The sequence below is a fragment of the Clostridioides sp. LIBA-7678 genome (assembly GCF_056716065.1).
Genome location: NZ_CP196987.1, coordinates 2817055 through 2830432, shown reverse-complemented (window position 1 = coordinate 2830432; position 13378 = coordinate 2817055). Strand labels below are relative to the sequence as shown.

Annotated in this window: 12 protein-coding genes; all 12 read left to right on the top strand. The window is 29.0% G+C overall.

All coding sequences use genetic code 11. The features are described from left to right. The first annotated feature begins 26 nt into the window (after positions 1 to 26). Positions 27 to 878, top strand: coding sequence for an aldo/keto reductase (locus tag ACTG46_RS13440; protein WP_054271027.1), 852 nt, complete (start codon positions 27 to 29; stop codon positions 876 to 878). 257 nt (positions 879 to 1135) lie between these two features. Next, complete coding sequence (locus ACTG46_RS13435; RefSeq protein WP_479922998.1) at positions 1136 to 2005, top strand: AraC family transcriptional regulator; 870 nt, start codon at positions 1136 to 1138, stop codon at positions 2003 to 2005. 377 nt (positions 2006 to 2382) lie between these two features. After that, positions 2383 to 2928: a PTS glucitol/sorbitol transporter subunit IIC gene (gene srlA, locus ACTG46_RS13430; protein WP_054271025.1), complete on the top strand. Its 546-nt coding sequence runs from the start codon at positions 2383 to 2385 to the stop codon at positions 2926 to 2928. A 12-nt stretch (positions 2929 to 2940) separates the two neighbouring features. Beyond that, positions 2941 to 3954: a PTS glucitol/sorbitol transporter subunit IIB gene (gene srlE / locus ACTG46_RS13425; RefSeq protein WP_054271024.1), complete on the top strand. Its 1014-nt coding sequence runs from the start codon at positions 2941 to 2943 to the stop codon at positions 3952 to 3954. Positions 3955 to 4174: 220 nt separating this feature from the next. Next, positions 4175 to 6148, top strand: a complete 1974-nt coding sequence (locus tag ACTG46_RS13420; protein WP_407814166.1) for a BglG family transcription antiterminator — start codon at positions 4175 to 4177, stop codon at positions 6146 to 6148. 48 nt (positions 6149 to 6196) lie between these two features. Next, positions 6197 to 6556 (top strand): transcriptional regulator GutM, encoded by a 360-nt coding sequence (locus ACTG46_RS13415; protein WP_054277165.1) that lies wholly within the window; start codon positions 6197 to 6199, stop codon positions 6554 to 6556. 34 nt (positions 6557 to 6590) lie between these two features. Further along, positions 6591 to 6947, top strand: a complete 357-nt coding sequence (locus ACTG46_RS13410) for a PTS glucitol/sorbitol transporter subunit IIA (RefSeq protein WP_054271021.1) — start codon at positions 6591 to 6593, stop codon at positions 6945 to 6947. Between the two features lie 37 nt (positions 6948 to 6984). Next, entirely contained in the window at positions 6985 to 8277 is a 1293-nt protein-coding gene (locus tag ACTG46_RS13405; protein ID WP_054271020.1) for an NAD(P)H-dependent oxidoreductase, read from the top strand. 450 nt (positions 8278 to 8727) lie between these two features. Next, positions 8728 to 9366 carry a transcriptional regulator CcpN gene (gene ccpN, locus ACTG46_RS13400; protein ID WP_054271019.1) on the top strand — a complete coding sequence of 213 codons (639 nt, stop codon included), beginning with the start codon at positions 8728 to 8730 and terminating at the stop codon, positions 9364 to 9366. 6 nt (positions 9367 to 9372) lie between these two features. Then, the gene (locus ACTG46_RS13395; protein WP_044213707.1) at positions 9373 to 10215 is read left to right on the top strand and encodes a pyruvate, water dikinase regulatory protein; all 843 of its coding nucleotides are present in this window, start codon (positions 9373 to 9375) and stop codon (positions 10213 to 10215) included. Positions 10216 to 10275: 60 nt separating this feature from the next. Further along, complete coding sequence (ppdK, locus tag ACTG46_RS13390; RefSeq protein WP_479922997.1) at positions 10276 to 12903, top strand: pyruvate, phosphate dikinase; 2628 nt, start codon at positions 10276 to 10278, stop codon at positions 12901 to 12903. Positions 12904 to 13119: 216 nt separating this feature from the next. Continuing rightward, on the top strand, positions 13120 to 13365 hold the full coding sequence (locus ACTG46_RS13385) for a hypothetical protein (protein WP_054271017.1): 246 nt from the start codon (positions 13120 to 13122) through the stop codon (positions 13363 to 13365). Positions 13366 to 13378: the final 13 nt, after the last annotated feature.

Sequence of the window (13378 nt, the reverse complement as noted above, 5' to 3'; positions counted from 1 at the left end):
AATATACCAAAGAGAGGGCAAATAATATGAAGAAAATTAAATTGAATAATAATTTAGAAATACCATTGTTAGGTTTTGGTGTATTTCAGATAACTGATTATGAAGAATGTAAAGAAAGTGTTTTAAATGCGTTGCGTACAGGGTATCGCCTAATTGATACAGCAGCTTGTTATGGAAATGAGAAAGCAGTGGGTGATGCAATTCGTGAAAGTGGTATTCCAAGAGAAGAGGTGTTTATTTGTTCTAAAGTATGGATTCAGGATGCTGGTTATGAAACAACTAGAATATCTTTTGAAAAGACACTATCTAATTTACAAATAGATTATTTAGATTTATATCTTATTCATATGCCTTATGGGGATTACCATGGAAGCTGGAAGGCAATGGAGGAACTTTACCATATGGGAAAAATCAAATCAATAGGTGTATGCAATTTCCGATCTGATCGTTTGGTAGATTTGATTTTAAGTCATGATGTTATTCCATCAGTCAATCAGATTGAATTGCATCCATTCTGTCAGCAGAAAAAATTACGCAATATTATGGAAAATTATGATATTAAGCCTATGGCATGGGCACCATTTGCAGAAGGACAAAAAAATATTTTTCAAAATAGTATGTTGACAGAGATTGGGGTATCTTATAGCAAGACACCTGCTCAAGTTATTTTAAAATGGCTTAATCAGAGTAGTATCATAGCAATTCCAAAATCTGTTCATTTAGAAAGGATACAGGAAAATTATAATATTGATGACTTTTACCTTTCTAATGTAGATATGAAGAAAATTTCTAATATGGATTTGGAAGATAGACTTATTCTTGATATTTCTGATTTAAATGAAGTCTATCGTTTGCATGGAATACGATTTGAACAATAATATTTTCGTGAGAGAAAAAGATATTTTGTATGAGTAAGTATTATGCTATCCTATAGATACTTTATTTTAAGTAATAATCAAATGTTTAGTTCCTTTTTATTTAACTTTATAAACAATTTAAAAATTGTAAAATAAATAAAGAGTATATAGAAATGTATTGAATTGTTTATTATATTTTAGTATATTAACAAAGTAGTATTAATATATATATGTATATTTACAATTTATAAGAATATCTGATTTGAGGAGGTGTCATATTGGACTACTTAAAGTATTTTGAAAAAGCTGTAGTATATATTGAGAATAATCTAAAAGAAAATATAACTGTAAATGATGTGGCAAAAGAATCAGGATATTCTTATTATCATTTGACACGCCTATTCAAGTCTATGTTTGGTGAAAGTGTAGGAAGCTACATAAAAAAAAGACGTTTGGTCAATAGCACAAAAGAACTTTTATACAGTGAAAAAAAGATAATAGATATAGCTATTGATAGTGGTTTTGAATCCTCAGAAGCATTTAGCAGAGCATTTAAGTCTATATATAAAGTTAGCCCTATGGAATATAGAAAAAATAGAATAGATGTATTTGTTGGTAAAAAGAAAAAATTAGAATTAGATTTTATGAAGCATCTTATGGAGAATATAACGATTAAACCAGTTATAAAAGAAATAGATGAAATAATGGTAATTGGTATAAGAGATAATGTGATACTAGAAGATAACTCATTACCTAATTTGTGGGAAAAGTTTAAGAAAGTGCATCATATTGTTCCAAATACTTTACCATCAAGGAGAGCTTTTGGAATTTGTGATGCAACATCTAAAATACATCTAGTTAGTGAGAATATGGAATTTAATGAGATAATAGGGTTTGAAGTTAGCAGTTATGAGTATATTCCAAATTCATTTGTTGCAAAAACTATTACAGGAGGAAAGTATGCGGTATTTACTCATATTGGTAGCTTGGAAAGTTTAGATAAAACTTATGAATATATATGGGGCACTTGGTTTTTGAGTTCAAAAGACGAAATTGATATAAGAGAGGATTTTGAAGTATATGATGAACGATTTTTAGGTCCTGATAATATGGATTCACAAATTGATATTTATATACCTATAAAATAATCTATAAAAAAACTAAAAAATAATTTAATTAAAGGATAGATGCTTATCATAAAGCATCTATTTTTTTATTTCTATAAGATTTAGATAGTATTAATAATAAAATAAATGAAAATAAGTTCTTAAATTTTTAAGAAGAATTTAAAATATAGTCGAAATAAGATTTGTATATTTCTGAAAATTCTAATTAGTACAATTTTTTCCTTCATAAAATTGAAAAAAGATGTATTTATTTATCAAAAGTATTATATTAAAATGATATTAATATAAAAAACATTTATAATAATAGCATATAGTACAGAAAAAAGAAGTAATTTGTAAAATTAATAGCGAGTAATAAAATTAAAAATTTAAAGATATTATAGGGAGGTTATAATTTTATGGAAAACGTTATTACAGGTCTAAGTAAAGGTGCAGAGTGGTTTATTGGTTTGTTTCAGAAGGGAGGAGAACAATTTGTAGGTCTTGTTTCAGGAACTCTTCCAACGCTAATCGTGTTAATGGTAGCTATTAACTCTTTGATTAAAATAATTGGTGAGGAAAGAGTTAATAATTGGGCTTCTAAGCTTGGAAGGAATTCTTTTACAAGATATATTTTACTTCCATTAGTATCAGTGTTTTTCTTAGGAAATCCTATGTGTTATACATTTGGTAGATTTTTAAAAGAAGAACATAAAGCAGGATTTTATGATGCAGCAGTTTCATTTGTACATCCAATTACAGGTCTTTTTCCACATGCAAATGCAGGAGAACTTTTTGTATGGTTAGGAATATCAGCTGGTTTGACTACTTTAGGTAAAGAAACTACTACATTAGCATTATGGTATTTTATAGTTGGTTTAATCGTGATTTTTATAAGAGGTATAATAACAGAAAAAATGTATGCTTTTTTAACAAGAAAAAATAAAGTAGCAAATAAAGCTTAGGAGGTAGTTAAAATGGATGAAAACAAGATATTAAAAATAGAAAAAGGAAGTTCAGGTTGGGGAGGCCCTTTATATATAAAAAAAGAAGGCAATAGAAATAAAATCTTATCAATGACTGCTGGTGGTATCCATGAAGTAACATTAAAAATAAAAGAACTACTGGGTTGTGAGATTGTAGATGGATTTAAAACTGGTGTTTCTGATGAAGAAGTGGCAGTAGTTATTATTGATTGTGGTGGAACTGCTAGATGTGGAGTATATCCAAAGAAAAAAATACCTACAATTAATGTAAATCCAGTTGGAAAAACAGGTCCTCTAGCAAAATTTATAACAGAGGAATATTATGTATCAGATGTTAACCCTAATTGTATAAGTGTTGTAGATGGAGAAGATATGCCACAAAAAGCTCAAGAAAATAAAAGTGAAAATAAGAGTTCCATCAGAAAGCCTGATAATTATGATGAAGTAAAATCAAAAGCACAAGGTGAATATGCTAAAAAGAACATAATACTTTCTATTGGCCAAGGCGCAGGAAAAGTAGTTTCAAAGTTTTATGATGCTGGTAGAGATACTATCCAAATGATAATGAATAATGTAATACCATTTATGGCATTCGTAAGTATGCTTATGGGAATTATTTTAGCATCTGGTTTGGGAGATTGGATTGCAAAGGTAATATCTCCACTTGCTGGTAATATTGGTGGGTTATTGATTATATCAATAATTTGTACACTTCCATTCTTATCACCAATATTAGGGCCTGGTGCAGTTATAGCACAAGTAGTAGGAACTCTTGTAGGTACTCAAATTGGTCTTGGAGCAATACCAGCATACTTAGCACTTCCTGCTTTATTTGCAATAAATGGACAAGCTGGATGCGATTTTGTCCCAGTAGGATTGAGTTTGGGAGAAGCAGAACCAGAAACCGTGGAATATGGTGTTCCAGCTCTATTTTATTCTCGTTTAATAACTGGTCCAATATCTGTTATTATTGCATATGGAGTTGCGGTATTTGCTTTAAGATAATATTTAATGTCAGTATTAGGTTTAAATTTGATTAATAAAATTTAAAATATAAATTTAAGCTAGTCAAGAGTTTTGTTAATGAAAGACTAGCTTTTATACTATTAATCAACTGTAATTATCGATTTAGATTAATACTAAATTTTCCTCTATTAAAGTGAAATTTTATGTATTAATTTGGTTTCAAGTTTGTACTAGAATGAAATCAAGGAGGAGATACAAAATGAATGTAACTGAGAAAATTCCTTCTATTGACCGCAAGATATTTAAAATATTGATTATATGTAGTAAAAAAGAGTTTGTAAGTATCAATTCAATAGCAAATGAACTAAATGTTACAACTAGAAGTGTAAGAACATATATAAAACAATTGAATAAAGATTTAGGGAGTGATATAGCAGTAATTAAATATGTAAAAGGTCAAGGATATAAACTGGAAATAAAAGATGAAAAAGTACTTAATAAGATTATTGATATGAATAGAAAAAATATATTCTCATTAAACTCAAAGGAAGATAGAGTAGAGTTTATACTAAATTATTTGATAGAGCTAGATGGATTTATTACACTTGATAGTTTGGCAGATGAGATGTGTGTAGGAAGAACTACTCTAGTAAATGATTTCCAGTATGTAGAAAAAGTTCTAGCTTCATATAATTTAAACTTAATAAAAAAACAGAATACAGGGATGAAATTACATGGAAATGAACTTGATATTAGATTACTTATATTAAATCAGTTGTATAAGAACTCAAGAAAGGATTTAAATAATTCAAAATATTTTAAAGATATTAAAAAAGAAGAACTCACAAGTTTGGAAGAGGAATTATTGACTTTGTTCAAAAATAATAATTTTTATGTTACAGATGAAATGCTAAGAGAAGTTCTTAACTATATTGTAGTTTTAATTTATAGAGTAAAAGAAAAAAATAGAGTAAAAGAGTATAATGCAAAGTTTGATTTACTCAAATCATATGATGAATACCTTATTGCTAGGGAAATAAAACAAATATTATCAAAAAGATTTGAATGTGTTTTAAATGATGAGGAAATTATTTATTTGACTATACCATTAGTAAGTGGAAATGCACCAGCATCAGAATGTGCTTTAAATAGTAGTAGAATTAATAAAAATATTGATGAGTTGATGGAAAATATATTTAACCAAATATATATTGATATGGGTATTTTTATAAATGAGGATGAATTAAGGATAGGACTAGGATATCATCTTAGTTTTACTCTAAATAGGCTATTATTTAATATAAAATTAAAGAATATATTGCTAGAAGAGATTAAACAGAACTATATACTTCCTTTTAAATTAGCTCAAATAGCAGGAAGAGTAATAGAGCAGAAATATAATTTAGAAGTTTCAGAAGATGAGATTGGATATATAGCAATTCATTTTAGTGGATATTTAGAAAGAAATAGTAGTAGATTTTATTCAATAAAGAAAATAGCAATTATATGTGGTACTGGTCTAGGGACAGCAAAGCTATTAAAAATAAGAGTTGAAAAATTAATAGGTAATAATCCACAAATTGATACTCTTTCAAGTTTTAATTTGAGAAATATTAACTTAGATGAATACGATATAGTTTTTACAACTATTGATTTAGACACATCAAATATAGGAACAATAGTGTTGAAAATAAATACAATATTTGATGAAAATAAACTAAGAGAACAATTAAAAACAGTATTGTGTTTAAGAGAAGGAAATATTGATACCACTAATTCTACAAATTTATTAATAAATAATTTGTTGGATGAAGATAAATTTATGATATTGAATGAAAAGACGATAATTGGGTCTTTGGAAAAAATGATGGACAATCTTATGGATTTAGGATGTATTGATGATAAGTTTAGAGAAAACATAATTAATAGAGAAGAAAAATCTCCTACAGTTTTTGATAAAGGTCTATTATTTCCCCATTCTGTAAATGAAAAGTCAGATAAATTTCTAATGGCAATTGGGATTTTAGAAGAACCAATACAATATGCAAATAGAAGTATAAAAATAATACTTATGACCATGTTTCCATGTGAGAATCAAATGGATTCAGACTTGTTGGTAAAAATTTATGAAGAAGTTTTAAAGATAGGACAAGATGTAAAGTTAACAAATAAGATAAGTAAATGTAGAAGTTTTTTAGAATTTAAAAAAGTGTTACTCAAAAATCTTATGTAGAATCGTACAGAATTAAAAAATAATGTGATTTGTGGAAGGTGTATAAATATGAAACTACTTGTAATTTTATTTGTTGTTTATGTTCTAAATACTATATTTATAATGAAACAGAATAAATTATATTTTAAAACTTTAAATAGAGCTAAAACAAAAGGGGAGATAGTATCTACAGGAAAAAAGAAAAGTTATTTTTCTAAAGGAAGTATAGCTATTATATCTTCAGATTCAGATGGTTTTATAAGGTTTGGAGAAATTTTGAAAGGACGCACAGTAATGGCTAAGTTTAAAGAGATTGAAGAAATAGAAGGATTAGACATATATAGTGCAGAGCAAAGATTTAAAGATGAAGAAAGTATTGTACAAGCTATAAAATTTATAAAAGAAAAAATAAATGTTTCTTTTAATTAACTTAATATAAATATAAATTATCAGGAGGAATGTCATGAAATATGAAGTTAAGATAAGTGGGATAGGCAGTTTAGTTAAAGAGTTAATGGATGAAAGCAATTGTCTTATCATATATGATGAAACCATCAATGATGAAGACTTAAAGGATATATCTGTAATTCATTCAATATCAACATTAAAAAGTGATGTTGAAATAGGAGACACACTTACAATAGGAAATAGAGATTATTGTATAGTTTCAGTTGGAGACATTGCTCAAAAGACTCTTAGAGAAATTGGTCATTGTACAATCAAATTTGATGGGGAATGTGAAGTAAATTTACCAGGAGAAATACATGTAGAAATAGGAAATCCAAATGTAACTATTGGAGATTTAATAACTATTTCTTAATTTGAAAAATAAAATTATTATAACAGGAGGAATGGATATGTTAGATTTAAACAGAAAACTTGCAAAGTTAGAAGAAGAAGGTAAGAAAATAAAAGTAGCTCTTATAGGTGCTGGTCATATGGGAAATGGAATGGTAAGCCAAATGGCAAATATGAAAGGTATTGAGGCTTCTATTGTTGTAGATATAAATTTAGAATTAGCTCATAAGGCATTTACTGATGCAGGAATAGATGAAGCAGTTATAGATAATGTAACAAATGAAAATGATGCAGAACTAAAACTACAAGAAGGAAAAGTATTGACTTGTAATGATTTTCTTGTAGCTTGTAAGACTAAGTCAATAGATGTAGTTATAGATGCAACTGGTGGTATTGCAATTGGTGCAGAAATAGCACTAAATGCTATCTTAAATAAAAAACACATAGTAATGTTAAATGCTGAGACTGATTGTGTTGTTGGACCAATACTTAAAAAATTAGCAGATGATGCTGGAGTAATCTTTACAGGTTCTGCAGGGGATGAGCCAGGAGCTGTAATGGAATTATTCGATTTTGCAGATGCAATGGGATTTGAAGTTAGAGTTATAGGAAAAGGTAAAAATAATAAATTAGATTTAGATTGTAATCCTGATACTGTTAGAGAAGAAGCAGAAAGAAAAGGAGCTTCACCTCATATGATAGCTTCTTTTAAAGAAGGAACTAAAACAATGGTAGAAATGGCCTTAATGTGTAATGCAACTGGATTTGTACCTGATGTAAGAGGTGGTCATGGTATTGAAGCTACAGTGAATGAAGTACCTAAAAAATATGCATTAAAAAGTGAAGGTGGAGTATTAGATAATTATGGTGTAGTTGATTTTGTAAATGGCATAGCACCTGGAGTATTCGTAGTGGTTGCTCATAAATTAAAAGCTGTTAATGATGAATTAAAATATTTAAGTATGGGTGATGGACCTAATTACATATTATATAGACCATATCATTTGTGTAGCTTAGAGACTCCTTTATCAGCAGCTATGGCCGTTTTAGAACATAAGGCTACAATAGTACCTAAAAATGGACTAGTTGCAGAAGTTATGACTATAGCTAAGAAAGATTTGAAAAAAGGTGAGTATATGGATGGATATGGTGCATATACATGCTATGGTACTATAGAAAAGTACGATGTTGCAAAAGCTATGAATGCTGTTCCTATTGGTCTAGTTAGCAAAAAGACTAAAGTAGTTAAAGATATTAAAAAAGGTGAAGTTATAACTTATGATATGGTTGAGATAGAAAAAGATACTACTTTATATCATTTAAGACAATTACAAGAAAAAATATTTGGGTAAGATTTGGTTATAATATAATATAGATACTATTCAAAAGGGGTGATGGTTATTTTTAAATCAGCCCTTTTAAATTTATGTATATTTTTGGTAGGATATTTTGTATGTAAATATATTATAGGTCATTTATAATTGAAAATCTCAATAGTATATTTAATTCAAATTAATTTTGCAACTTTATATTCATATTTTAAATAATATAATTAAAAATTTTAATATAAAATGAATTAAAATGACCAATTATGTATTATAATATTAACTGTAATACTAATATAGTTCTATTAATTAAAGAAATATTCCCCATTAATATATAATAAATATCTTTAAGCAAGAGGACTTAGTAAAAAAATATATCGTATTCAATAAAAAATCTGTTTACAGAATGGTATATATAGTTATATAATATACTATATAAGATGCGAAAAGATAAAAAGTATAGCACAATGAAAGAAGGTGATTATTATTCAGCTTAATGAAAGACAACTAAAAATTATAGATATAGTTAAGGAAAATGAACCAATAACGAGTGAAAGTATTGCCTCCAGCTTGAATGTGACTCGTGCTACACTTAGATCTGATTTAGCTATATTGACAATGACAGGAATACTAGACGCAAGACCAAAAGTTGGATATTTTTATTCAGGAGTTAGTGAAATTAATTTAATTGGTAAAAGCATAAAAGAAAAATCAGTAGAAGATATAATGAGCATGCCTGTACTAGCTAAGAAGGACGAAAGTATATATGATGTAATAGTCACTATGTTTTTATCTGATGTAGGGAGTATAGTTATTATAGATGAAAATGAAGAGTTATGTGGAGTTGTCTCCAGAAAAGACTTGCTAAAAGCAACAATAGGAGGTTCTGATATAAATAAGATGCCAATAGGCATGATAATGACAAGAACTCCAAATGTAGTTACTTTAACTAAAGGAGCAAGCGTTTTATTAGCTTCAAGAAAAATAATAGAACATGAAGTAGATTCGATTCCAATTGTTGAATATAAGGGAGAAGACAAAAATCATATGAGAGTTGTTGGGAGAATATCAAAAACCAACATAACTAAGCTATTCTTAGAAATAGTTGACAATTAAGGAGGTATGCTGGTGAAAAACCTAATTATATATGCAGTATCAGATTCAGTAGGGGAGACTGCACAACAAGTTGCAAAAGCATGTATGTCTCAGTTTTATGTAAATGAAACTTATGAAATAAAAAGATTCCCATACATGATTAATAAAGGAGTACTACTTGAAACATTGGAGAATGCAAAAGCTGAAAACGCTTTGATTGTATATACATTAGTTGATGAAGAGTTATGCAGTATTGTTGAAAGATATTGTGAGAGAGAAGGTCTTAGTTGTATAGACCTTATGACAGATATCTTAAGAGAAATAAGCAAGAGAACAGGAAGAAAACCTAAAAGAGAAGCTGGTATAATTAGAAAATTAGATGAATCTTATTTTAAGAGAGTTGAAGCTATAGAGTTTGCAGTAAAATATGATGATGGAAAAGACCCTAGAGGTGTTCTTCAAGCAGATATAATTTTAGTGGGAATCTCAAGAACATCTAAAACTCCTTTGAGTATGTATTTGGCTAATAAAAATATAAAAGTAGCTAATGTTCCATTAGTTCCAGAAATACCAATTCCTAAAGAGGTATTTGAGATAAATACTAAGAAGATAATAGGTCTTACTAATTCACCTGAAAAGCTTAATGAAATAAGAACTCAAAGATTAAAAGCTTTAGGTCTATCTAGTAAAGCCAACTATGCTAATCTAGAAAGAATACTTCAGGAATTAGATTATTCAGAAGAAATAATGAAAAAAATAGGATGCCCAGTAATAAATGTTTCAAATAAGGCAATAGAAGAAACAGCAGGTATAATCTTAGACATAATGAAAGAAAATGGTCTAAAGATATACAAAGAAATAGAAATTTAATAATGTCTATTAATAAAAATGATATAAATTAAAATAAAAAGATTAATGGGGGATTTAACAATGGAAACTAAGTATGTTTATAGTTTTGGTGAAGGAAGCAAAGACATGAAATCTTTACTAGGAGGTAAAGGTGCCAATTTAGCAGAAATGACTAAGATAGGCTTACCTGTCCCTCCTGGATTCACTATAACAACAGAAGCATGTAATGACTATTATGTTAACAATGAAAGTATAAGAGCAGAGATAATAAAAGAAATAGAAAATCATTTAGCTACTTTAGAAAAAGACTTAAATAAAACATTAGGATGCAATAAGAATCCATTATTAGTATCAGTTCGTTCTGGTGCAGTATTCTCTATGCCAGGAATGATGGATACAATTCTTAATCTAGGTCTTAATGATAATAGTGTTGTTGGTCTAGCAGAAGCTACACAAAATGAAAGATTTGCATATGATAGTTACAGAAGATTCATACAAATGTTTTCTGATGTTGCTATGGAAGTTCCAAAATATAAATTTGAGAATGTATTAGATAGAGTAAAAGAAGCAAAAGGATATACAGTTGACACAGAGCTTACAACTGATGATTTAAAAGAAATAGTAAAAGAGTTTAAAGCAATATATAAAAAAGAAATTAAAAGTGATTTCCCACAAGAACCAAAAGAGCAATTAATGCTTGCTATAGAGGCTGTATTTAGATCATGGAATAACCCTCGTGCAATCGTATACCGTAAATTGAATGATATAGCTCATAACTTAGGAACAGCAGTAAACATCCAATCAATGGTATTTGGTAACATGGGAGAAACTAGTGGTACAGGTGTTGCATTTACTAGAAATCCAGCTACAGGAGAAAATAAATTATTTGGTGAATTCCTAATGAATGCACAAGGTGAAGACGTTGTTGCAGGTATAAGAACTCCTCAAAATATATCAACTCTTGCTGATGTAATGCCAGCTGTATTTGATGAATTCGTAAAAATTACTCATATACTTGAAGGTCACTATAAAGATATGCAAGATATAGAGTTTACTATAGAAAATGAAAGATTATATATATTACAAACTAGAAATGGTAAGAGAACAGCAGCAGCAGCAATAGCTGTAGCAGTTGATTTAGTTGAAGATGGAATAATAGACGAAAAAGAAGCTATAATGAGAATTGAGCCTAATCAATTAGACCAATTATTACATCCAAAATTTGAAGATAAGGCATTAAAAGAAGCTAAAGTTATAGCAAAAGGTTTACCAGCATCACCAGGTGCAGCAAGTGGTAAAGTTTATTTCAATGCTGATGATGTAGTAAAAGCAAGTGAAAAAGGAGAAAAAGTAGTTTTAGTTAGACTAGAGACATCTCCAGAAGATATAGAAGGTATGGTTAAGGCTGAAGGAATCCTTACAGCTAGAGGTGGAATGACATCACATGCAGCAGTTGTTGCTAGAGGTATGGGTAAATGTTGTGTTGCTGGATGTGGAGAAATAAAAGTTGATGAATTTAACAAAGAAATAAGAGCACTTGATGATGTAGTTATAAAAGAAGGAGAATATATTTCTATAGATGGTTCTACAGGAAATGTTTACTTAGGAGATGTTAAGAAAACAGAAGTAGCTTTAACTGGTAACTTTGAGAAATTAATGAAGTGGGTAGACAAACACAAGTGTATGATGGTTAGAACTAATGCAGATAATCCTAGAGATGCTCGTGCAGCTATAGAGTTTGGTGCTGAAGGTATAGGTCTATGTAGAACTGAGCATATGTTCTTTGATGAAGATAGATTACCAGCAGTTAGAGAAATGATATTATCTAATACAGTAGAGCAAAGAGAAAAAGCACTTGAAAAAATATTACCAATGCAAAGAGAAGATTTTGTAGAGTTATTTAAAGTTATGGATGGAAAACCAGTTAATATAAGATTACTAGACCCACCACTACATGAATTCTTACCTCATGATGATGAGACTATAGAAGAGCTTGCAAAATCTATGGGTATAAAAGTAAGTGATATTAAGAAGAGAATAGTTGATTTAGATGAATTTAACCCAATGCTTGGACACAGAGGTTGTAGACTTGCAATAACTTATCCTGAAATATGTGTAATGCAATCTAAAGCTATAATACAAGGAGCTATAGAGGCAATAAGAGCAGGTGTTAAAGTTTCTCCAGAGATAATGGTTCCATTAATTGGAGAAGTAAATGAGTTAAAGATAATAAGAAAAATGATAGTAGATACTGTTGATGCTATAATAAAAGAAGAAGGTGTAGAAGTTCCTTATACTGTAGGTACTATGATAGAAATACCTAGAGCTTGTTTAACTGCTGATGAAATAGCACAAGAGGCAGACTTCTTCAGCTTTGGTACTAATGACTTAACTCAAATGGCATTTGGATATTCAAGAGATGATGCTGGTAAATTCTTAGGTCAATATGTAGATGAAGAAATATTAGAAAAAGACCCATTCCAAGTATTAGACCAAAATGGTGTTGGTAAATTAGTTAAGATGGGAGCTAAGTTAGGTAGAGAAGTTAAACCAGAATTAAAACTAGGAATATGTGGAGAGCATGGTGGAGAACCATCTTCAGTAGAGTTCTGTTATAATGTAGGACTTAACTATGTATCTTGTTCACCATTTAGAGTGCCAATTGCTAGACTTGCAGCAGCTCAGGCATCTATAAAAAATCCTAGATAGTTAATATACTGTAAAATTATATAATTAAAGTAATATCCCCTATATATTTAATGTATCAAATAAATTATTTGTAAGTTAAGTATAGGGGATTTTTATTTTATTATAAAAAGATAACTTATATAACTTAAGGTGAAACGTATTTAATTGTATTGCATATATTATTGTAGAGAGAAATTTTAACTAATAATTAAATTGAGTTTACTGGAGGGGATAAAGTTGACAAAGTGTCCTAAATGTGGAAAGGAAGTATCATCACGTCCAGGTAGTATATGCCCACGATGTGGATTTAAAGTAGCAGAGGAAAGTCTAAAAATGAGATGCCCAGAGCCTAGTTGTAGGGCTTTGGTATCTAGGAGACTAGATTATTGTCCTAAATGTGGATGCAAACTGAAAGGATATAATATTTCTGAATTTGTTAACATGGTAAGATGTAAAATAGATGAGACATTTGATAAAAGATAATTAAATTCAGAGT